A 23,462-nucleotide genomic window follows, 5' to 3' on the forward strand; every position below is an offset into this window, starting at 1 on the left:
CCTGATCCTCGAACTCTGTAGGTTGGTTCTGCCTCTGTACGTTTATTAAGTACAGGGGCTTTTTTGTTGCTCAAACAGTACAAACGTATCGTGAAAGCATTTGTGACTTGCTAATACGACGTTTTCCTCACAAACTACAGCCATTCCATTTTTAGTGACCCTTTGTATGACCACGTTTGCGATTAAACCTGCGTGTTTTAGCGACCTAGAGTTGCTCAACGATCTTATGTTCGAGCTTCATGATGAGCATCATCTTCAATCTCCTGAGCTTTTCAAAACGGCAGAGGAGATAGAACAAGAAAAAAGCATTGCTCGATATATTGATGACCCTGAGTGCCTTGTTTACGTAGCAAAACAAGGAGATGAAATTATTGGCTTTATTTCTGGTCACTTCTGTGAACTTATTTCTACCGTCAGCCAGCCAGTTATGATGGGAAGCGTGGATGAGCTCTATGTGCTGCCTGAATATCGAAAACAAGGTACGGCGCAGGCTTTGATTAATAAAATTGAGTCAACGTTCTCTGATTACGGTGCAAAACAGATGTTTGTTGAAGTATGGCATTTTAACCAGGGCGCAATATCTTTGTATGAAAAACAAGGATTTGCACACCATATCCACTATTTAAGAAAACCGCTGAACGAATAATCGTATTTAACTTTAATATTGTGATTTAGGTTCGATCGAATTGAAATCATTCAGTTCGTCAATAGACTTTTCTCTATAAGCTACTCGCAATGTTAACAAATTGATATGCACCTACATTGGTATCGGCGTTTTTGTCTGCTTGTTTATTAGTAGCACGAGGATCGTGCTTACAAAAACAAGAGGACAATATTTTGAAACTAACAAAATCGTTACTTGCTTTAGCCGTTTTGCCAATGTTCGCAAGTGCTGATGATTTGTCACAGACGCAAAATCACACTATCCAACCCCAGATCGTAGGCGGAGTAACTGCCGACCCACGTGACTGGAAATTCTACACCCAAATTGTTAGTCGTTATGGTAACCGATCGTATTGTGGGGCCAGTTATATCGGGAATGGTTACGTCCTGACTGCTGCACATTGTGTTGAGGGTGATTCTCCGAGTCAGATTGCGGTTAAAATCGGTGGCGTTGTTTATAACGGTAGTGATGGTGTTCGTGCAAACGTCAGTGAGATCCATATGCACCCGGCATATCGCCGCGCGACGCTTTCTCATGACCTCGCGGTATTGAAGCTCGACTCTGTGCCTCAAGGTGTTTCTTCAGTTGAGATTGCGAATGGTAGTCTAACGCAATACGCGAGCATCGGAGATTGGCTTAGTGTTGCTGGCTTAGGGCGAACTTCTGAAGGAGGAAGCTCTCCGTCTCGATTGCAAGAGGTTGACGTCCCACTTGTGTCGGATATGACTTGCCGTCAAGCCGGTGGCAACTACACAACGGTTGGAGAAGTGTCATTCTGTGCTGGTATTCCTCAAGGTGGGATAGATTCTTGTCAGGGAGATAGTGGTGGTCCAATCGTCATTAATCGCAGTGGTGTAATTACTCAACTTGGTGTGGTCAGTTGGGGAATAGGTTGTGCTCGTCCTGGTATGTATGGGGTTTATAGCGATATCGCTGCTATGCGCAATTTTGTCGATGGTGTTATCGGAACAGTAACACCACCAAAAGAGAATGTTTCTGTTGGATACACCACCGAACAGACACTGGCATCATTTAATGTTGGGGAGTTACAGCAACATAGCTTTGTTATCCAGAATTCAGGGAACACCACCTTCACTGTGGAAAATGTTCGCGCGTTTGCTTCGGGTGTTACTGATGCAGCTGTTATTGCCAATGATCAGTGCTCTCAGGCGACGTTAGCAATGAATGCAAGTTGTCGTATTGATGTTGAATTTGGTGCTACTCAGAGCGGAGAAGCAAGAGTGGTTTTGAACTTCAACGTTGATAAGACCAGCACACAATACCAAGCGTTAGTATCCGCTCAAGCGAAAACGGTGACAACGCCTCCCACAGATAGCTGTAAAACTGTATGGCAAGCCAGCTTAGTGTATCTCAAAGGAGATACGGTTACTTGGAATGGTAAAGTTTGGCAAGCGCAGTGGTGGACTCAAGGTGATAATCCAGCAGACTCAGGGCCTTGGGGTGTTTGGCAAAAAGTCGGCGATGCGAATTGCAAGTCTAACTAACGATCGGGCCAGTGAATTTGATTCGTTGACCATGAGATAAGATTCATTCTTGGTTTCAACGATCAGTACATAGTTACCATAACTGGGGTTTATTGTTTGCGAATAATAAGCCCTTTTTTATTGTGTCAACTATGAGAACCCACAAAATGTGTATGACTTTTTCCTGACGTTATCTTTATATAACTGGCAGAATTGCGATCAACATTTTATGTTTTGTCTGATTTTTGTCAGGTTTGCATTAAATTATTCTCCAGTGAGAGTTGAGATCAGGTTTTACGCGATCAACTCAGTTTGGCATAACTCGTTACTTAATTTTTGTCGAAAAAGATAAGATTAACTGCCATGATTCATTGGTTATCATTATGTTTATTTAAGGTCATATTTTGTGTTGAGACAGCTGTTATTACTCATCCTTTGTTTTATTTTGTTACCTGTTTCACCGATCTCTACGGCTAAAGCCACTGCGAGCGAAGTTAAAGGAGCGCTCTGTATTGTTCGCGCTGATGACAAGTTAGTGCTAGTTCATGAAGTATTAACGGATAAGATTTCTCTACCTGGCGGAACCATTATTGATGGTGAGTCTCCACAAGTTGCTGCTCAACGAGAAACGTGGGAAGAAACCGGTATAGTGGTTACGGTTGGAGAGGAGCTTGGCAGAACGGACACTGCGGTTTTTTACGACTGTATATCAGACTCTGACATTATCGCTTTTTCTATGAATAACTCTTTAGGTGGAAATGAACTGCCTATTTGGTTTGCCCCTCATTATGGAGTAGAAGTTGCGTCAGCGATGTTGCTTAGCCCATCTGAATTACCATCATCTTTATATCGTTATCCTGAGCAATGGCCACAAGCCACTCAGTTTTTTGATCAAGCTACCAAGCAATCAGTATCTTATGTGACTCAGTTGATCGAATCCGCGCCTTCATTTCGTCAGGTTGAATTGGCGTGGCTGATAGATTTACAGAGTTGGGTAGGGGCGTTGTCAGAAACGAGTTACGAGGTAGCTAGTCAGATCTCGAAACTGGTTATAGACCTGACAGAACCGACGGTACTACTCTTTCTATTTCCTTTTGCCATGATGCGCTTTGGTAGCCGGTTTGTGTACCGACTCTTTTTTGCAATTAGTGCAACGTCGCTTATGGCGCTTGTCGCTCAACAAGGCTTTTCGCTACCGCGCCCACATGTCTATATACCAATGATGGAGTTAACGCACAGCTTTGGCTTTAGTTTTCCTAGCTTGCCTATCGCTGTGTGGTTTTGTGTGCTGACGTTCTTGTTTCATAGAACCCAGTATTTTGGTTTGAATGGAACAACGGCAGTCTTCGTGTTCATCACTCTTACTGTGGTGTTAGGTAAGTTTTTCCTCGGCAGTGCCTTTATTTTAGATATGTTATTTGGCGCGCTGTTAGGCAGCTTGGTGGCTTGGCATGTTCTTCGACTGGAGACAAATCAAGATGTGAACGTTGATAAAGTTCTAAGCTCAAAAGGCGTCTGGTTCATTATGACTGCGGCAACAGCGGTCATCTCCGTCATCTGGCCATTACCTGTGTTTGGTCGCTGGCTAGCAATTTTAATCACTGCATCAGCGTTGGTCATGACATTTAAAGAGTCGAAAGCACATTTAGATACTCGGCAGATGATCTTTGTGACGCTGGCATTGTTGCTTGTTGATCAACTCTATTTGTACTCGGCTAATATCGTATCGTTTAGCGGTTTGTGGTCATTAGTCTTGTCGACGTTACATTATCCATTATTAATGTTGTTATTTATGCTGCTTGCAAGGAAGCTGACTTGTGAAAACCAACCGAGCAAAACGTTGCTAGATTGATGGCTGTATTTGTTATCTATTAGTATTTAAGTAAAAACAAAGCCTTGCATTACAGCAAGGCTTTTACACGTTTAGTCCACGAACAACGCCGCTTGCCTATCTTGGACGGCTAGGGATGTTAAACGTAAGAAGCTTAACGCAACAGACATGGCGGAAAGGGCTATGCATTGAGCACGAACTTTTCTATAGCTTTAGCGACACCGTGCTCATCATTACTTGCCGTAATGTAGTCAGCGATTTGCTTGGTTTCTTCCATTGCATTTGCCATCGCGATACCAAGGCCAGCGTATTTCAGCATGTGGTGGTCATTTTCTGCGTCACCCATACAGATAACTTCTTCCGGTTTAATTCCCAGATACTCGGCAATTGCGGCAACACCAATACCTTTGTTGCTCGCAGGGTTAAGAAACTCAAGGAAAAACGGAGCGCTTTGAACAACCGTAAACGCTTCGCGCATTTCAGCTGGCAGTGCTGCTATAACTTCTGTTAGTTTGCTTGGCTCTGCAACCATCATAGCTTTGATGATTGGATGATCGTCTTCTAGTGATTCGAAGTTCATCTCGGTGACATTTAAGCCATTTATCTTTGCTTCAATATCGGTGTAAGGGTTGTGTTCGTTGGTGATTAAACCATGAACTTGACTAAAAGCATGGACGTACGCACCTAGCTCTTCGGCTTTTCGCGCCACCAATTTTGCAGCTTTACCATCTATGATTTGCTGGTGGATGATGTCGTTTGTGCCTACGTTCTTGACCATCGAACCGTTGTAGTAAAGAACAAAATCTCGATCGGAATGGATATTCAGTTCGTCGAGCTTGTCTTGCATTCCTTCTAATGGGCGACCAGAAGCGAGAACGACAGTAACGCCTGCTTCTCGAGCTTTTGCGATCGCTTGTTTGTTTTCTTCAGAAATGGCTTTATCACTATTGAGTAGCGTGCCATCCATATCTAGTGCGATCAGTTTATACATCATTTCTTACCTTAAAGTTTTTTGGGAGCTGTCAGTGAATAAGGCTTGGTTTAACGTTAACCAGAAACCTACATTCATTACGCTATGAAACTACAAAATGGTCTATTTTAACAATTAATTTTTGGTTTAAATTGACCTAGACACGCGTGTCCATTATGGTCTTCGCCTCGAAATGTTATGAGTTGAGTGAGTTCTGCGTTGTATAAGCTAAATGAGATGTTTGAAACCATCCAAGGGGAAGGGGTTTTCACTGGAGTCCCTGCTGTTTTTGTTCGGCTTCAAGAGTGTCCGGTTGGTTGCTCATGGTGCGATACCAAACAAACGTGGTATGCAGATGAGAATGATCAACGTCAAATAGGCGATATTCTGGTGAAAACGGAAGACTCTCCGACGTGGTGTGTTGCATCTGCCGAGAACATCGTAGAGCAATATCAACAGCAAGGCTTTAATGCTAAGCATATCGTGATTACTGGTGGAGAGCCTTGTATTTATGATCTGCGCCCTTTAACAAAGGCATTTGAAGGTATGGGGTGCCAATGCCAAATTGAAACCAGTGGCACATCAGAAGTGATTACTTCAGAAAACACGTGGGTGACAGTGTCACCAAAAGTGGCAATGAAAGGTAAATTACCAGTGCTTAATAGCGCGTTAGAGCGGGCAAATGAGATTAAGCATCCAGTCGGCACCCAGAAAGACATCGACCACCTTGATGATCTTTTAGCAAATGCGAACGTAGCGGCTGAGACTATCATTGCACTACAACCAATTAGCCAGAAGCCTCGTGCTACGCAATTGTGTATTGATACGTGTATTGCCCGCAATTGGCGTTTGTCTGTTCAAACTCATAAATATTTGAGTATTGCTTAGACGAGAGGCTCGTCATCATTCGAAGTGGCTTTTCTATCTAATCCCGGTTTCGCGAGTAATGCCGTTGGTAGCTTTGCTATGGAATCATTGTCGATGTATCTAAACAATTTATAGCGTTGTAAAAGCTAAGCAGTGTTGGCTGCTGTGGTGTGGTGCTATCTTTGGTTCGACAATCGTTTCGCATTTAATTGATGCCACCAATCTGGCGGCATCAAAATGAAGCTCTGTTGGCTGGAGTTTCACGCTGAGATAAAACGTTTAGAAGCTAACGCAAAAGGTTTTATCCCAGCGCTATTACCGCTAACAAAGACTATTTGCTCGCTAAGTATTCTTCTAAGCCGCTTTGTCGCAGTAGGCACGCTGGACATTCACCACAGCCTTTACCAACGATTCCGTTGTAACATGTTAAAGTATTGTTTTGAACAAATTCCAACATATTATGCTTATCAGCTAGAGCCCAGGTCTCGGCTTTAGTAAGCCACATTAAAGGAGTCTTAATATTGAAGGCTTTATCCATACCTAAATTGCAAGAGAGATTTAGAGAGCGAATAAAGTTGTCTCGGCAGTCAGGGTAACCACTAAAGTCTGTTTCGCAAACTCCCGTAATGATGTCTTGAATGCCAAGCTGGTAAGCATGGATACATGCGTAAGTAAGAAAGAGAATGTTTCTCCCTGGAACGAATGTATTGGGTACGTTAGCGTCGCTTAAGTCATTAGATACCGGAATGTTGTCTCTTGTCAGCGAGCTTATCGCTAACTCATTAATTGATTTTACATCCAGGACTTTGTGGCTTTTGATGTTAAGTTGCTTACCTAATTCGATAGCGATATCTATTTCATCTGAATGACGCTGGCCATAATCAAACGTTATAGCATGAACTTCATCATATGTATTTAATGCATCGATTAAGCAGGTCGTAGAGTCCTGCCCACCGGAAAAAACCACAAGTGCTTTTGTTGTAGCCATGTTGAACCCTTAGTTATGCTCTTTGATTCTTTGGTATTGATACGTATTCTTAGGCGTTTAATCCCAATTACGTACTCGACTTGTTCGTGACGATTGCGTCCGCAATCAACTGGGCTGTGCTCTCAAGCACTCTTTGCTTGTCATCATTTGACAGCTTGTGGAGATTCGCAGCAAGTTCAGCGGTGATTTCATCTTCACAAAAAAAATAGTTTAGAGGTACGTTTAGCTCATCTGCGATAAGTTTGAGCGTTTTTACGTCGGGAGTATGGCGCTCCCTCTCGTATTGATTCATCCTTGCACTTGCAGAACTATCATCCATGCCGATACGGATGCCCAGTGCTTTTTGGGACAGATTCGCTTGTTTACGCGCATGCTTAAGACGGGCTGGGAGTGGGTTATTAAACAACACTTAAAGTTCATACGAAGGACTTGGATGACTAAGATTATCTTAGTTTTTCTGATTTGTGTATACTAAGTAATGCTTAGTTATTGCCGAGGTCGCCAAGGCCGTGTATGTATAGCTAAACAAGATTTCGTATCTTTAGGTTGATTAAGTGACGTTGAATCTACTTCTTCAAAAACTGCCGTATGGAGGCGCGGGAGGAGCGAGTAAGGGCAGGAGAAACCGCAGCGATTTGTAGAGCAGAATTTGCTCTTCACATAAACGTAGTCGTCTAAGTTGAAGAGCAATATTGTTCTTGATGATCAACTATATACTTAAGTAAATAACTGTGTCGCACAATAGATCAGAGCTGCTGCTAAGCTCATATTTATGACTTTGCCATATCTCTGGAATTGCGATTGAAGTAGCTTTCCTGCAACGGCCCAAACTACGTTGCTAAGAAGTGCGATCAAAGCAAGAATGAGGCTAGTCGCTAAGATCCAGTAGATATTCTGAGTGTGGGGCAGTACGAACGTAGAAATAGAGGTAATTCCATAAAGAATGATTTTCACATTAACGAACTGCAAACCGAAACCTGTTAAGAAACTGATATCTTTAGAATTATCCGATGAAGTTTTGATCTCACTCGTAGCAAGCCCCCAAGCCAACCAAACAATATAAGCTGCTCCAATCCATGTTAGCCAAGGTGTAATCACGGGCAAGAGGCTGATCATGTTATACGTGAAAGCGCCACAAAGTAGCATCAAAACAACATAGCCACAAAACATCCCCGAAATCACTTTTGTTGAGCGTTTTAGTCCATATTGCGTTGCGATGCTGAGCGATAAAATGTTGTTTGGCCCTGGTGTAATTGAAGTAATGATTACGTAAGTAAAAAATGCGGTGTAGATGGCGGTCATCTCTATCTCTCCTGTTTTTACTGCACTATACTTCGCTACAATTGATTAAAAAATTGAATAAATTAAAACTTAGACTTTTAATTTATTGAACTGTTGGTTGTGGAGTCTAGTCATGAATCTAAAACGCTTTCTTACTTTTAAAGCTATTGTTGAAGAAGGATCGTTTCTAAAAGCGTCACAGAAGCTTTATTGCACGCAATCAACCGTCACCTTTCAAATCAAGCAGTTGGAACAAGATCTGTCTTTGCAGCTGTTCGAAAAAATAGGGCGTAAGATGGTTTTGACTCAAGCAGGAGAAAAGATACTGCCTTACGTCTATGAACTGGTGCGAGTGATGGAAAATATTGAGGGAACAGCACAGCAAGAAAACTCGGAGCCGACCGGTGAATTGAAAGTGCTGGTTGCTGAGACTCAACTTGCTTATAAGATGGCTAATGTTTTAAAAGAGTTCAGGATCAGAGCGCCCAATGTCCGACTCTCTCTGCAATCACAAAATTGCTATCAGATTCGAGATGAGTTGATAGCGGATAAAGCTGATTTAGGTGTGTTTTATCGAGTAGGTAATGACGATACGCTCAAGGTCCACGAGTTTGAGCAGGAGCCACTGGTATTGGTTGCTTCACCGCTTTTAAAAGGGCTAGATTTAAAGAAGAGAGAGCAACATATTGATTTAGGGTTTATAAGCAATGGCCCTAAGTGCCTTTTTCGACGGATGTTTGAGAGCATTATTCAGGAGCGTGATATTAGCATCGACAACATGATCGAACTTAGCAGTATTAATACGATCAAAAATTGCGTTGAGAGTAATATTGGTATCTCTTACTTACCTCGTTTTACGGTTGAAAAAGAGTTGCAAGAGGGCAGTTTACAAGAGCTTGAATTCACCGAGTTTTCACAGATGATCAAGCCACTCTGTGCTTATCATGCTGGGAAGTGTGTGACGCCGGCGATGGAAGTCTTTATTGATTGTATGCGTAACGAGTATGAACGGTTTTCTACTTAGAGTCGGTGATCTTTAATATGTTCTATCTGACATAGTTTCGTTTTTACTCCTTTTGACTTTTTAAGTGGCTACTTCTAATTTATTGATTTTTATTGCTTTTTTGTGAATCCGACTGTTGTGGGATGATAAATGGGATCTGAGGTGAAGAGCTATTTATTGACGGAAAGAGATAAGATATAAAAACGACGGCGTGTGATAACTAGATTAGATAAGGTTACATAATTAACAGTGTAATAAATGCCATTCTTTATGGATTATTTTCAACGAGACTTAATTGTTACGGTTCGTTATTATTAACTCGTTAACGCATCCATTGCTAGGAAGTTAACTTACGCATATTGTTTTTTTCATCATTTGCAGCAAATATAATTTGCTGCTTTTTTTTAACCAAAAAGTTCAAAGCTTGAACTACAAGCTCTGAACTCTTATTTATACTTAGTGATTTTCTACTTTAATAAGTAAAACACCGTTTAAAAGTATCGCGTAACCTAGTAACTCTAAGCTTTCTTCAACCAAGTTTTTCACATCTCTATTGTATGAGTTCCCCATGAACTCGACCCAAAAATCACCATACCCTGCAAAGCGTGAGAATAAGAAAACAATGAAAAATCCAATTGTTAATGTCGTGAAGCTAGAATGAGAAATGAAAAGTTTTACCTCATTTTTTATGTTAACTATATTATTAAAACAAAAATAACAGACTGAGACTATTATAATCCAAGCAGGATACTTCCATGAACCGTGAGGGAAATACTGCTCTATGTGGTAGTCCATTTCTCTAACGAATATAACCATAAAAAATGAAGACATTATTACTAATATGTGTTTGAGTTCAAGATATTCCTTAGATTTATACAAACACATTAACGATGAAAAAAGCACAAATGCTATTTGAGTCATTTCTATAAGAGAGTTCTCCGATGTGCTTTTGTCCATTTTTACGCTAAAATAAATCGTTGCTAACGTATAAATAACCAAAAAAATAAGATAAGATATTTTATATACTAACAAACTAGTGACCGAGGTGTGTTTTTCTTTAATATACATCGTAACTTGTATAGGTGATGGATTTGTTAGTATTATAAATCAAGAATTTTTTATATTTAGTGAATTAAGCGCCATTTAGAATGGAACTTAATTCACCTAACATTAAACTTCGATGAATATTAAGCATTCCTGGTTTAACTTATTGATTTTATTTGATTTTTTATTTTATGTTAATTTTGGTTAAATAGAATTACCTAGCTTTTATTGAAATGCTTTTCCCATATTGGTGGTATGCCAATTTCTTCTTGAACGATATCAATGAATGCCCTAACCAACGGTGATTGCTGACGGTGTGAGTACATGGCATAAATATCACCAAAATCTTGAGTTTCATATTCTGGTAAAAGTTGAACTAAATTAGAAGACTCTAGGTTGTTAGGGAGCATAAATTGACCTATAAGTGCTGCGCCCAGACCTGACTTTACGCTTTCAATTATTAGCTCAGCTTCATTTACCATGTATGACCCTGATATTGGGTATGTATCTAAACCATCTGATTTTGCTTTGTCGTAGAATTTAAGTTTATCGACAATAAAATTACCATTTGAATAAATAATAAAAGGTAGCTTAACTAACTCATCAGGCGTTTCTGGGTTACCATGTTTTTCAATTAAATTTCGAGAAGCAATGATTGCAGTCGTATTTTTTGCTAATTTTCTTGCTACCATTGATGAATCCCTCATAGGTCCGATTCGAAAAGCAATATCAAAATTACTTCTAATCACGTCTACATGAAGATCATCTAGCATTAGTTCAACACTTGCTTTTGGGTACTTATGTAAAAATTTCTCTATCGAAGGTTGTAGATAGAGTTTTCCAAATAATGTTGAGCTTGAAATTCGTACTTTCCCTGAAGGCTCAGTCTGAAAATTCTCCGCTATTTGTTGAGTATCATCAAGGAGTTGAGATATTTGGTCTGCTTTTTCTACTATTTGCTGGCCGACTTGTGTTAATGAAAGAGAGCGAGTCGTTCTGTTTAATAGCCTAACGCCTAAGTGCTCTTCTAACTGCTTGATGTGTTTAGACAAAACAGAGCGGTCGATATTCATCCCATCTGCTGCTTTTGCAAAAGATCCAGCTTTAGAGACTTCTAAAAGCAGGTGTAGTTTATTTGCTAAATCCACAATGTTTATCCAAGTTAGATATTAGCGTATTAGTTTCATGTATAACTACTGCTCTGTCTAGAAATTATTAATATACTTAATAACCAAAAGAAAAGGGAGCAATAGCTCCCTTTAGTATGAATTTAAATGAGTATTTATATTATGGTTATAGTGTTTGACGTTTTTTGTTTCGACTCACTAACATGTAAAAAACAGGTGTGAGTAGTAATCCAAATACCGTTACGCCTACCATACCCGAGAATACGGCAATACCCATTGCTTGTCGCATTTCCGCTCCGGCCCCTGTACCAATCATTAATGGAATAACACCAGCGGTAAATGCAATTGATGTCATTAGAATCGGTCGAAGACGTAAACGACATGCTTCCAAAATCGCTGATAAGGTATCTTGGCCATTGTCTTTAAGTTCTTTAGCGAACTCCACCATCAAGATGGCATTTTTACACGCTAGAGCCACAAGGACAATCAAAGCAATTTGTGTGAATATATTGTTGTCACCACCAATGAACCAAACACCTGCTAGTGCAGAAAAAATGGTCATAGGAACGATCAAAATGATAGCGAATGGTAGTTTTAAACTCTCGTACTGCGAAGCTAGCACCATGAAAACTAACAAAACAACAAGTGGGAATATATACACCATCGTGTTACCAGCCAAAATCTGCTGGTAGGTTACATCAGTCCATTCATAAACCATTCCCTCTGCTAGGTTTTGATCCAGTACTTCCTCAATAGCCGTTTGGGCTTGGTCAGAACTGTAACCAAAAGCAGGACTGCCGTTTAGTTCTGCACTAGGGTAGCCGTTATAGTGCATCACGCGGTCAGGCCCAATAGTGGGTATGATCTCCAGTACAGCGCCGAGAGGAACCATTTGTCCGGCAGCATTTCTTACTTTGTAGTTAAGTATTTGGTCAGGTTCGAGACGATAGTTCATGTCTGCCTGGGCATTCACTTTGTATGTTCTACCAAACATATTGAAGTCATTGACGTATAATGATCCTAAATAAACTTGAAGCGCATCAAAAACCTGCTCTAGAGGAACACCTTGCAGCATCGCTTGTTCACGATCTATTTGGATGTCCATCTGCGGCACTTGTATACGAAATGTGGAATATAATCCCATCAGCTCGGGTCTTGTTGATGCCTCACTTATTACCAAGTTCAATTGCTTGAAGAGCTCATCAAACCCCTTGTTCGCACGGTCTTCGATTTGAAGTTTAAAGCCGCCAGTAGAGCCAAGTCCTTGGATTGGTGGTGGTGGAAAAATCGCAACGAAGGCTTCATCAATGATTGAAAAGCTCTTATTCAAAGATGCAACAATCGCATTTGCTCCGAGAGTTGGATCATTTCGTTTATCGAAGTCCTCAAGCGTAACAAAAACGATGCCACTATTCGGACTGTTAGTAAAACCATTGACCGATAAGCCTGGGAAAGAAATGGTTTGTGCTACGCCAGGTGTTGCCAGCGCGAGGTTTTCCATTTCTTTAATAACGGACTCTGTTCTATCTAAACTTGCTGCATCTGGAAGTTGGGCGATCGCAACTAAATACTGCTTATCTTGTTGAGGAATGAATCCTCCAGGAACCGCTTTGAATAGAGAAACCGTTCCCCCGAGTAACGCAATGTATACCACCACAACAACAAGGCTAAAGCGAATCAGCTTCTTGACCAGAGCTTGATATTGGTTCGAGCTGTACTCAAAAATTCTATTGAATGGCGCAAAAACATACTTACCAAAAACCGCATCCAATAGCTTGGTTAGCCGATCGGGTTTTGCGTTCTTATCTTGTAATAGCAGTGCTGATAAAGCAGGCGATAACGTCAACGAGTTAATTGCTGAAATAATCGTCGAGATCGTAATTGTTAGTGCGAACTGCTTATAAAACTGACCGGATAACCCTGTAATAAAGGTCGTCGGGATGAACACCGCACATAACACTAAAGCAATTGCAATAATTGGCCCGGTAACTTCGGTCATTGCTTGTTTCGTTGCTTCTAGTGGTGCAAGACCATTATGGATGTTCCGTTCCACGTTTTCGACGACGACAATGGCGTCATCGACGACGATGCCTATGGCGAGAACAAGTCCAAACAACGAAAGCGTGTTAATCGATACTCCGAGCATTTGCATTACGGCGAACGTACCGATTAATGAAACAGGCACCGCAATGATAGGGATGATAGACGCGCGCCATGTTTGCAAAAACAAAATGACTACAACAACAACTAGTACAATTGCCTCTAGCAGAGTATGAACCACTGCGTCTATCGATCCACGAACAAAGACGGTCGGGTCGTAGGCTATTTCATATGAAACTCCAGCTGGAAAGGCTGCTTGTAAACGGTCCATGGTTGAGCGAACCTGATTAGATAGCTCAATAGCATTAGCACCAGGGCGCTGGAATACGGGCATCGCCACCGCTGGTTTACCATTTAACAAGGCGCGCAGTGCATAAGAGTTTTGACCTAGCTCTACGCGTGCAACGTCTTTAAGACGTGTCAAAGCCCCTGTTTCGTCAACTTTTACTACAATGTCGTTGAATTCATCAATATTCTCCAAACGGCCCTTTACGTTCAACAAAACTTGGAATTGGTTTTCATTAGCGGCTGGTTGCGCACCTAATGAGCCTGCTGCCACCTGTTGGTTTTGAGATCGGACGGCGGAGACAACGTCCATTACGGTTAGATTTCTAGAAGCGAGCTCATCTGGATTTAACCACAAGCGCATTGAGTACTCGTCACCACCGAAAAGGCGCACATCACCAACGCCTCCGAGCCGAGCTATCTCATCTTTCAAGTTTAAATTAGCGTAGTTAGCTAAATAACTGACTTCACGGCTAGAATCTGGAGAATATATATGCACAACCATGGTGAGATCAGGAGAGGCTTTTTCGGCAACAACTCCTAACCGTTGGACGGCTTCTGGTAATCGAGGCAAAGCTGTAGTGACGCGGTTTTGAATTTGAACCTGAGCTTTGTCCAAGTCCGTACCCAAAGCAAAGGTTACGGTCAATGTCATTCTGCCGTCACTGGTTGCCTGCGAAAACATATATAACATGTTTTCTGTACCATTAATTTCTTGCTCCAGAGGCGTAGCAACTGTTTCTGCGATTACTTTTGGGTTCGCACCAGGATAGTTTGCTGTAACTACGACTGTAGGAGGGACAACCTCTGGATATTCACTCACAGGCAACTGTAAAAGTGAAATTGCGCCTACTATTAATATCAATAGCGATAACATAGAGGCAAATATGGGTCTTTGAATAAAAAAGTGTGCAAATTTCATTCGGTTGTCTTCTTAGTCTTGAGCTAAACGTTTGTTTGGCAACGATGTTGAGTTTGAAGCCATAATCAATGAAGTATTGCTAATATCTAGCGTGACATTTTTTGGTTTGACTTTGCTATTTGGGCCAACTTTTGCTGGGCCATTTACCGCAATAATTGAGTCGGCGTTCAAGCCATTCTCGATAGCACGAAATGTTCCGTAACGTTCGCCTAAGGTTACGATGCTGTATTGCAACGTATTCTCTTCATTGAGTGTTAATACAAAGCGGTTTTCTAGATCTGTGCCAATAGAACGCTCTGGAACGAGAACTCGTTCAACTGGTTTGGTTGTTGATATCTGAACTCGGCCAAACGATCCCACTTTTAAGTTTGATTTTGTTGCATCGAATACCGCTCGAACCTGCAAAGTACCGGTGTTTTCGTTGATGGAGTTGTCGACAAAGTCAACGCGTCCAAAAAACACCTGCCCATTTTGTCCAGATAGTTCAAGACGAGTAGGTAAGTTAGAGTCGGCATTGATTGTCGAGAAGTAACGGTTCCAAGTTCGCTCATCGACATCAAAGTATGCATATACCTGATCGTTAGAGACAATGTTTGATATAACGCTTTGATTTGCGTTTACATTGTTTCCTTTAGTAATGAATGCTCTTGAAATAGTGCCGCTAATAGGGGCATATATCTTCGTAAACTCAAGATCTAACTTTGCGGATTCTAACTGAGCACGCAAGGCCATTAGTTCTGCAGAGCGTTGCTTTACTGCGGTATCTCGGGCCTCTGCTTGTTCCGCTGAGATGGCCTTTCGCTTAACAAGTTGAGCGGCTCTCTTTTGTTCGTTTGCAGCTTGCTCTAGCGCAGCTCGAGCACTCTTAACTTGCGCTTCAAGTCGTGAGACCTGAGCTTTGAAGGTTCGATCATCAAGAGTGACGAGTAAGTCGCCTTTGTTGACACTCTGTCCGTCTTTGAACTCTACCGTTTCAATAACTCCGGAAACGCGTGGCATTAAAGAAACTTTCTCTGGTGCTTGAAGCCTTGTTGTAAAGGTGAACCACGATTGAACGGGCTCATAGATGACTTTGGAGACGTCTATCGTAGGTAAGGGAGTATTAGGTTGTTTGGTTATCTCTTCGTCTGCACAAGCAGCTAAAATGGATAAAAGGCCAATGCCGAAAACTTTCTTTAACATTTGTCGCGCCCTAAATGATTCTGTTCATACTAAAAGGAACGGCATTGTATTCATTGTACCTATGGGTAAATAGGCCCTCAGCGAACATAGAGTAGTGATAAAAATGCACGATTAAATATTGGTCAAAATGCTCGCTTTTTGGTTTGAAAAAGGTCAGTTTAGGGTTTTCAAGACGTGGAGTATTGTTAAATGTAATAAGCCATAATAGATAGGAATAACTAAACAGAAGCTAAAGATAGCGACGAAAATTAAAGCTTTTTTAATTCGTGCATTATTTGCAATTCACTGATGCAATTTGAACCATAAAAAATTGAAATTAATTTTGTAAAATCCATTTCCCATCACATAAAGAATAAAAACTAAATAAGGAATTGTGCAGTGGATCTCGCAAGCCAACTTGAATTACTACTGGATGTCTCTGAATACGGAACTTTTGCTAAGGCTGCTGACAGAAATCATATAGATCGTTCAGCTTTGTCAAAACAGATCAAAAAGCTAGAGGATGAATTGGGCTTACGGCTGTTAAACCGTTCCACGCGTTCGCTATCCCTGACCAATGCTGGTGTTGAGATGGTGGCGCAAGCTAAGAAAGTAAGAGAGGTTCTAACTGAAACTCGTAGTATTGCTGCTACATTTCAGGATGAACCGAAGGGTAACCTGAAAATATCAAGCTCCACTTTCTTTGGCAGAGCTTACTTAAATCAGGCAGTTAAAGAGTTTATAAAACAGTACCCAAACATTACTGTAGAGCTGCTGCTCGATGATAATCGAGTCGATGTTATCCACGAAGGTTTTGATGTTGTGTTTCGTATCGGACCAATCCGAGAGTCCAACATGATAGTACGTAAGTTGGCAAGCAATAATATGGCACTGGTTGCATCGAAGAGTTTTATTGACAAGTATGGAACCCCGAGCTCTCCAGAAGAGCTTATAAAAATGCCAGCAGTAATATACTCTAATGCTAACTTTAAGGCAGATAAGCTACGTATAGCGCCAAGCCAGTCATCAAGCGACGTTAGAACGTATAATATCAATGGGCAGTACTTCGTGAATGAAACTGAGTTAATGCTCGATGCCGTAAAATCTGATCTAGGGTATGCTTTAATAGGGCAGTTCTTTCTTCAGGAGAGTTTGAGTAAACAAGATCTTGTACAGTTGCTTCCTGATTATAATCTTCCCGCGATAGGGGAAATATATGCAATGTATACTCACCGAAATCAACAACCATTAGCCAAACTGTTCATTGATACTGTTCAAAAAATAATAGGGACGCCTCCTGTTTGGATGGATTATCTCAACTAATATGAGTACTAGGACATAATGTTTTAGATTGAGGGCTTGTTTCTATTTATCCATAGAATATGGTTGAATTTGCACTTTAAAAATAATTGCCACTGTTCATAATTTCACTCGATTCAAACAACACAAGTAGTGGTAATTAAATGAAAATGACAAGAACGTCGATCGCAATCGCTGCACTTTTTTCTGCAAGTGCTGCAAATTCAGCCGTAGTTTATGAAGATCAAGAATCAGTATTAAATATTCATGGCCGAGCGCAAGGGATGTATTATTTCTCTGATGATAAAAATGCAGACGGAGATAATAGCTACATTCGTGTAGGACTTGCAGGTGAGTCTAAAATAAATGAAGATCTTTATGCCTTCGGCTTATATGAGTTGGAATTTAAGTCTAATCGCAGAGATGCTGATGGGATTGAAGATGATGAATTTGATATCCGAAAAGGCTATGTAGGAGTTGGTGCAGATTACGGAACAGTAAGTTATGGACGTCAATACGGTGCGGTCACTTTAGTATCTGACTACACGGATATTTTCCCGGAGTTTGGTAATGAAGCTGCTGGCGTAAGTGCGGATCTATATGGTACCGGTCGCTCCGATTCAGTATTTAAGCTAACGACAAGCTATGAAGGTTTGAATATTCATGTTAGCTATCAGGCTGAAAACGATGAAGTGTCAACAGATGCAGCCTCTTATGGTGCGGCGGCGGACTACAAGTTGCCATATGGCTTCAAAGTTGCGCTTGGTTACAACGAAGGTGAAGGGCAATCGGGTGCAGAAGATGCAGAGCTGCTAACGGGTGCTATTGCATTTGAATACGACAAGTTTTATGCCTCTGTTTTATACAGTGATGGTGAAAACTGGGCTAAAGATGGTTCTGAAAGTAATATTGATTACACCGGTATTGAAGCAGTTGCCACTTATGAAGTAACAGATAAGCTTTGGGCACTAGTTGGCTATAACAATCTAGAGCGTGATGATGAAGATGTCGTCGATTACTACTCACTAGGTGCAGAGTACGATTTGACTTCTAATTTTAAAGCACTAGCAGAATACAGAATTACAGATGTAGACAATGAAGACGATATTCTTGCAATAGCTGCGAGATATTCATTCTAAAAAATTAATAAAGCTAAAAAGCCTGAAACTATTTTCAGGCTTTTTTATTTATCGGTGTGATTTTATAAGTGCTGATTTTCATCCATATATAATGGATTATATTGATCGTTACTTGTTAAAGTGTTTTGGATATAATTTTTTTGTTAGCTAGTCCACTGCTAGTTTTCATTTTCATATTTTTTGAATGATGATTTTTTTCTTTGGCAACAAGAAGTGTCTTGTTGCCTTTTTTTATTTTCACGCTTTATGGTTAATTAAAACAAAAAGAGTTTTTTATATATTGCTATAAACGAGAAAAATATAACGACAATTGTCAATCTTAGGTTGAGTTAATCTTCATAAAAAAGTGAACTCAATTTCAAGGGTCTTTTTCATTTAAGTGATGTGGAATCCATATGGCGAACCAAGCGAATGATAAAGCGCCAAACGACGAAATGTATCTCAATGAAGATTGGAAAAATTATTTTTCTGTAAACGATAGAGGTAGGGATTGATACTGTTTATGTAAGGAGAGAGCGATTTATGAAAAGCCGTCGTTTCAATATGATTAGACACCTTTACTTTCTTAAAATAGGAAGGGCTCTAAGAAAGTAAAGGTGCAGATGATTTTTAGTTTTTACCGCCGTCACTTGTTCTGAAGTGATAATCGAAGTTTATGATTGCACGATATTTAACTTCATCACGGTTAAGTGCGTATTCTTCAACTCTCACCTTACTATCATCGATTGCAATATCACGAGGGAAACCGCTTCCAATGATGTTTAGACGATTTCTAAGTTCATGTTTTGATAGCGTTTGGTATTCATCGACAAGATCAAACGCAGAGCTATAAGCGGCATCTTTTGTCGTAAAGTCATTGAGAACAACTTTGTTTGTAGAGTGTTCGACATGAATACCAGCAGTAGCAGATAAACTGAATAATAATAGTGATGAGAGCGTCATTAGTTTTTTCATATAGTCACCTTTTTATTTGTATTATAAAGTCAAGATGTCCAACGAATCCTTGTTAATATCTCTCGACAAAGGTGATAGTGCCATTATAGAAATGTGCTGTACATCACATTTGTGACCATTGACTATGGAAGAATTGTCAACAATAAAACTCAAGCACTTTTGACATTACGGTCAATGTGAAAAAGCGAATATCTGTATGGTTTCGTTAATAATTAAACCACTCTCGGAAACGCTGACTATTCAGTCAAAGCGTATGTTTCTTGTCGTTATAGTGACCTGCCTACAACTTAATCACTTAATGCATGCAATTCAATTGCAATGGCTTGGTATAGATTTTCATTCAGATCTTCCAGCTTAGTAACGATCCTACAAATTCTAGTGATTAAAAAGTCATTGTTTGTGGTTTTTTATTCTTTTGTCGTGTATAAAAAAACTTTACAACAAATGATAAAGGAATATCCATGAAAAAGTTATTGTGTTTTGCTGCACTGGGGTTGGCTGTTTCGACGACGGTTAATGCAGACCCAATTTTAGACGACATCAAAAGTACAGGGGAGCTAAAAGTCTGCTTTGATTCTGGGTATATGCCTTTTGAAATGACAGCAAAAAATGGGCAGTACATCGGGTTTGATATCGATTTGGGTAAGCAAATGGCGCGTGCCATGGATGTTAAGTTTGTGCCGGTAAACACTTCATGGGATGGCATTATCCCAACACTGTTGACTGGTAAGTGTCACATGATTATGGGCGGGATGACTATCACACCTATGCGAAATACTCAGGTGAATTTCGCTGATCCCTATGTGGTTATTGGCCAATCCATTCTCGTAGATCTCAAACATGAAGGTAAAGTGTCTAGTTACCGAGATCTCAATAGTCCAGAATATGTTGTTGCAACTAAGCTTGGGACAACGGGTGAGCAAGCGGTAAAACGATACCTTCCGAAAGCTAAGATAAATCTATACGAAACTCAGTCTGAAGCGGTACTTGAGGTTGCCAACGGAAAGGTAGATGCGTTTGTTTATGACTTTCCTTACAACTCTATTTATGTGGCGGAAAACAAAGGGCAGTTAATGCACTTGGCTAAACCGTTTACTTACGAGCCTTTGGGTTGGGCTGTGCCGCAAGGAAATCCAGATACGCTCAACTTCTTAAACAACTATTTACGTCAAATTAAGGGCGATGGAACTTACGATCGCATTTACGATAAGTGGTTTAACGACGATAAATGGTTAAAGCAAGTCAAGTAATCATATTGTTATTGTAGAGGAGCGGTTAGCTTCTGGCTTGGTTCATCGCCAACCAAACGGTTCGCGCTGTGAAGCTAACGCTTTTCTTTATTCAAATACCCAACCAACTTTAATCAAAGTCATTCTCGGAATCACATGCAAAATAACTTTAAATCCCTATTGTGGAACGCTGTTTTTGTTCTTGTTTTGCTATCAATTTGCGGTCTTGTCTATCTGTCAGGTAAGCGAATCGATTACAGCTGGAATTGGGAGCGTGTCCTTCCTTATATTGCCACTAACGCTGCTTCATCCATTACCGCGCCTGTCGATGGGAACATCATTCTCGACGAGAATAACCAACTGGCTCTGGAGAGTATTCATGGTGATATTGTTCTTGAACTAAGCCAATATAAGTCTGTGGACGTCTATGAAGGTGATCTTATTTTTGAAGGAGATACCTTAGCAACTATAAAAGAGTGGCGCTCTGGCCCAATTTTAGATGGTGTTGTGACGACCATTAAAATCTCACTCTGGTCACTTATCATTGCTCTAGCGTTGGGCTTAGTTGTCGGACTAATGCGTATATCCAGCAATCCGGCATTAAAAAAGCTGGCGCTTGTGTATGTCGAGGTTATTCGTGGAACGCCTCTTTTAGTACAGATTTTTATCGTTTACTTCTTTATTGGTACTGTGCTTGACCTTGAGCGTTTTACTGCGGGAGTGATAGCGCTCTCCGTGTTTACCGCTGCTTATGTCGCAGAAATTGTGCGGTCAGGAATCCAGTCAATCCCAAGAGGACAAATGGAAGCGGCGCGTTCACTAGGAATGAATTATCCCAAAGCGATGATTTATGTCATTTTACCTCAAGCGTTTAAGCAGACATTACCTCCCTTAGCCGGGCAGTTTATCAACCTGATAAAAGATTCCTCACTTGTCTCCGTGATTTCGATTACTGATCTGACAAAAGCGGGCAGGGAAGTCGTAAGTGGTAGTTTTGCCCCATTTGAAGTTTGGTTTACCGTAGCGGCCCTTTATTTGCTTCTGACTAGTACCTTATCTTGGGCAATACAAACGTTAGAAAAGAAATTGGCAGCAAGTGATTAATGGTGGAGTCATTAATGGAATACATTATTTCAGCAAAAACAATTAATAAAATTTACCCTAATGGCTGCCATGCGCTCAAGGACGTATCGGTAAATGTAGAAAAAGGGGAAGTGATTGTCATCGTAGGACCGTCAGGTTCTGGTAAGTCAACATTCTTACGGACGATCAATCAATTAGAGACAATAAATAGTGGGTCTATAATCGTAGATGGTATCGATATGTACCACAAATCTACGGATATCAATAAACTACGCGCTGATGTGGGCATGGTATTTCAAGGCTTCAACCTTTTTCCACATAAAACGGCGATAGAGAACGTCATGTTAGCACCTTTAAAGGTTTCTAAACGTGACCCTGAATCGGTGAAGAAAGAAGCAAAAGATTTGCTTTATAAAGTCGGTCTGTCGGAGAGAATGGATAATTATCCTAATCATTTATCAGGTGGACAGCAGCAGCGCGTCGCAATCGCTCGTGCGTTAGCAATGAAGCCCAACATTATGTTGTTTGATGAACCCACATCAGCACTAGACCCTGAAATGGTTGGAGAAGTTCTTGATGTGATGAAAGATTTGGCCAAGGACGGAATGACGATGGTAGTGGTTACTCATGAAATGGGTTTCGCAAAAGAGGTCGCTGATAGGGTGTTGTTTATGGAAGATGGTGAGCTTTTGGTTTCTGACTCTCCTGAGCGATTTTTTGATAACCCCTCCAATCCTAGATTACAGAAGTTTTTATCTAAGGTCTTATAATAAAAAGAAAATTTGATTGAGGGTTAGTCCCTCAATCACTTCATGCACTATTGTGGCTCGTAACGCCCGCCTCGCCGAGAGACATAGATAATGGGCTTTTTACTCGAAGTTAATGGCGATAACATTATCTTGGTCCGAATGAAAGGTCTGGTAAATACTAGAGTGTTTAATCAGCCATTAAGTTTTTGTTCACTTTAAACATAACAATTTCATTTTGAATTGATAAAAATTGTGTTTGAATAGAGCTTATGGATGTTTGGCGGTATGGATGTCTAAATGAAGAAAGTAACAATTTTAGATGGTGGCATGGGGCGAGAGTTAAAACGTATTGGCGCCCCTTTTTCTCAGCCGCTTTGGAGTGCACAAGCGCTAATTGAATCACCACAATATGTAAAAATGGCACATGAGAATTTCATAGACGCTGGCGCAGAGATTATCACTGTCAACAGTTATGCATGTGTTCCATTTCACTTAGGCGAGGAACTCTATGCAAAACGGGGGACTGAGTTAGCAAAATCTGCAGCTAAAATTGCCAGAGATGTAGTCACCAGCTCTAACGATAGAGTGCTCGTTGCGGGCTCTCTTCCTCCTGTAATGGGGTCTTACAGGCCTGAATTATTCGAGCCGGAAAGGGCACTGGAAGTGGCTTCTGAGTTATTTGAAGCTCAAGATCAATATGTTGATATTTGGTTAGCTGAGACCGTGTCTAGCCTCGCTGAAGTTGAAGTTCTATCAATAATTTTAGCCAAAACAGATAAGCCCAATTATATTGCTTTCACCTTAATGGACGAGCCTAACTCTTTGCCTCGTCTTCGCTCAGGGGAATCTCTTAAAGTCGCGGTTAATACGCTGTTGAAAACAAATGTTTCAGGTATCTTTTTCAATTGCTCTATTCCTGAAGTTGTCGAGCAAGCGATCATAGATACACAAGCAGTATTGAGTGAGTCAGGTAGAGAATTGACGATAGGTGTTTTCGCAAATAGCTTTGCTCCGATAAAGCAAGCGCACCAAGCCAACGAGACCATTCAGGAAGTTCGTCATTTCTCTCCGACTGAATATCTTGAGTATGCTAAAAAGTGGCATGCGCAGGGAGCAAGCATTATTGGTGGTTGCTGTGGGATTGAACCACGTCATATTAAATTGCTAGCGACTTGGAGAGACACTCTCGAAAACGCCTAATTTTGGTGAAGCGCAGGGAAGTATGGCAAGAGGTTTTGTTTTTCATTCATCGTTATAGACAAAATAAAGGTCTTTCATATCT

At 40.7% G+C, this 23,462-nt stretch carries 19 protein-coding genes; 11 read left to right on the top strand and 8 right to left on the bottom strand.

The genetic code is table 11. From position 1 onward, the window contains the following. The first annotated feature begins 166 nt into the window (after positions 1-166). From R7D93_RS06830 to R7D93_RS06840, 3 genes are all read left to right on the top strand, one after another. Entirely contained in the window at positions 167-646 is a 480-nt protein-coding gene (locus R7D93_RS06830) for a GNAT family N-acetyltransferase (RefSeq protein ID WP_005377290.1), read from the top strand. Positions 647-837: 191 nt separating this feature from the next. After that, a complete protein-coding gene (locus tag R7D93_RS06835) occupies positions 838-2,169 on the top strand; it encodes a trypsin-like serine protease (RefSeq protein ID WP_182039218.1) in 1,332 nt (443 codons plus the stop codon). A gap of 385 nt (positions 2,170-2,554) precedes the next feature. Then, the gene (locus R7D93_RS06840) at positions 2,555-4,000 is read left to right on the top strand and encodes a bifunctional NUDIX hydrolase/phosphatase PAP2 family protein (protein WP_225496962.1); all 1,446 of its coding nucleotides are present in this window, start codon (positions 2,555-2,557) and stop codon (positions 3,998-4,000) included. 160 nt (positions 4,001-4,160) lie between these two features. Here the strand turns inward: R7D93_RS06840 and R7D93_RS06845 are convergent, their stop codons facing one another. Continuing rightward, positions 4,161-4,970, bottom strand: coding sequence for a Cof-type HAD-IIB family hydrolase (locus R7D93_RS06845; RefSeq protein WP_017821691.1), 810 nt, complete (start codon positions 4,968-4,970; stop codon positions 4,161-4,163). A gap of 216 nt (positions 4,971-5,186) precedes the next feature. Between R7D93_RS06845 and queE the strand changes: the two genes are divergently transcribed. Next, positions 5,187-5,837, top strand: coding sequence for a 7-carboxy-7-deazaguanine synthase QueE (gene queE / locus R7D93_RS06850; RefSeq protein ID WP_053350378.1), 651 nt, complete (start codon positions 5,187-5,189; stop codon positions 5,835-5,837). Between the two features lie 310 nt (positions 5,838-6,147). Here queE and queC read toward each other — a convergent pair whose 3' ends face one another. The 3 genes from queC to eamB all read right to left on the bottom strand — a co-directional run bounded on the left by queC (position 6,148) and on the right by eamB (position 8,106). Next, entirely contained in the window at positions 6,148-6,804 is a 657-nt protein-coding gene (queC, locus tag R7D93_RS06855; protein WP_005377298.1) for a 7-cyano-7-deazaguanine synthase QueC, read from the bottom strand. A gap of 67 nt (positions 6,805-6,871) precedes the next feature. Continuing rightward, the gene (locus R7D93_RS06860) at positions 6,872-7,213 is read right to left on the bottom strand and encodes a helix-turn-helix domain-containing protein (RefSeq protein WP_005377299.1); all 342 of its coding nucleotides are present in this window, start codon (positions 7,211-7,213) and stop codon (positions 6,872-6,874) included. 308 nt (positions 7,214-7,521) lie between these two features. Further along, on the bottom strand, positions 7,522-8,106 hold the full coding sequence (gene eamB, locus R7D93_RS06865) for a cysteine/O-acetylserine transporter (RefSeq protein WP_225496964.1): 585 nt from the start codon (positions 8,104-8,106) through the stop codon (positions 7,522-7,524). A 112-nt stretch (positions 8,107-8,218) separates the two neighbouring features. On the opposite strand from eamB, the gene R7D93_RS06870 reads away from it, so the two are divergent. Next, positions 8,219-9,109, top strand: a complete 891-nt coding sequence (locus R7D93_RS06870) for a LysR family transcriptional regulator (RefSeq protein WP_225496966.1) — start codon at positions 8,219-8,221, stop codon at positions 9,107-9,109. A 1,241-nt stretch (positions 9,110-10,350) separates the two neighbouring features. Here the strand turns inward: R7D93_RS06870 and R7D93_RS06875 are convergent. The 3 genes from R7D93_RS06875 to R7D93_RS06885 all read right to left on the bottom strand — a co-directional run bounded on the left by R7D93_RS06875 (position 10,351) and on the right by R7D93_RS06885 (position 15,748). Further along, positions 10,351-11,280, bottom strand: coding sequence for a LysR family transcriptional regulator (locus tag R7D93_RS06875; RefSeq protein WP_033906145.1), 930 nt, complete (start codon positions 11,278-11,280; stop codon positions 10,351-10,353). A gap of 145 nt (positions 11,281-11,425) precedes the next feature. Beyond that, positions 11,426-14,566, bottom strand: coding sequence for an efflux RND transporter permease subunit (locus R7D93_RS06880; protein WP_005377311.1), 3,141 nt, complete (start codon positions 14,564-14,566; stop codon positions 11,426-11,428). A gap of 12 nt (positions 14,567-14,578) precedes the next feature. Beyond that, the gene (locus R7D93_RS06885) at positions 14,579-15,748 is read right to left on the bottom strand and encodes an efflux RND transporter periplasmic adaptor subunit (RefSeq protein WP_225496968.1); all 1,170 of its coding nucleotides are present in this window, start codon (positions 15,746-15,748) and stop codon (positions 14,579-14,581) included. A 378-nt stretch (positions 15,749-16,126) separates the two neighbouring features. Between R7D93_RS06885 and R7D93_RS06890 the strand changes: the two genes are divergently transcribed. Together R7D93_RS06890 and R7D93_RS06895 are read left to right on the top strand one after the other, a co-directional pair. After that, positions 16,127-17,050 (top strand): LysR family transcriptional regulator, encoded by a 924-nt coding sequence (locus R7D93_RS06890; protein ID WP_005377321.1) that lies wholly within the window; start codon positions 16,127-16,129, stop codon positions 17,048-17,050. 140 nt (positions 17,051-17,190) lie between these two features. Then, a complete protein-coding gene (locus tag R7D93_RS06895) occupies positions 17,191-18,165 on the top strand; it encodes a porin (RefSeq protein WP_033906143.1) in 975 nt (324 codons plus the stop codon). A gap of 609 nt (positions 18,166-18,774) precedes the next feature. On the opposite strand, the gene R7D93_RS06900 is transcribed toward R7D93_RS06895, so the two are convergent. After that, complete coding sequence (locus tag R7D93_RS06900) at positions 18,775-19,119, bottom strand: DUF3316 domain-containing protein (RefSeq protein WP_005377323.1); 345 nt, start codon at positions 19,117-19,119, stop codon at positions 18,775-18,777. Between the two features lie 461 nt (positions 19,120-19,580). On the opposite strand from R7D93_RS06900, the gene R7D93_RS06905 reads away from it, so the two are divergent. The 4 genes from R7D93_RS06905 to R7D93_RS06920 all read left to right on the top strand — a co-directional run bounded on the left by R7D93_RS06905 (position 19,581) and on the right by R7D93_RS06920 (position 23,380). Continuing rightward, a complete protein-coding gene (locus R7D93_RS06905; RefSeq protein ID WP_005377324.1) occupies positions 19,581-20,369 on the top strand; it encodes a transporter substrate-binding domain-containing protein in 789 nt (262 codons plus the stop codon). Between the two features lie 135 nt (positions 20,370-20,504). Further along, a complete protein-coding gene (locus R7D93_RS06910) occupies positions 20,505-21,452 on the top strand; it encodes an amino acid ABC transporter permease (protein WP_005377325.1) in 948 nt (315 codons plus the stop codon). Between the two features lie 14 nt (positions 21,453-21,466). Further along, positions 21,467-22,201 (top strand): amino acid ABC transporter ATP-binding protein, encoded by a 735-nt coding sequence (locus R7D93_RS06915; RefSeq protein WP_005377326.1) that lies wholly within the window; start codon positions 21,467-21,469, stop codon positions 22,199-22,201. 276 nt (positions 22,202-22,477) lie between these two features. Beyond that, a complete protein-coding gene (locus R7D93_RS06920; RefSeq protein WP_225496970.1) occupies positions 22,478-23,380 on the top strand; it encodes a homocysteine S-methyltransferase family protein in 903 nt (300 codons plus the stop codon). Positions 23,381-23,462: the final 82 nt, after the last annotated feature.

The organism is Vibrio sp. YT-15, from assembly GCF_033337445.1.
GTDB classification, from domain to species: Bacteria; Pseudomonadota; Gammaproteobacteria; order Enterobacterales; family Vibrionaceae; genus Vibrio; species Vibrio alginolyticus.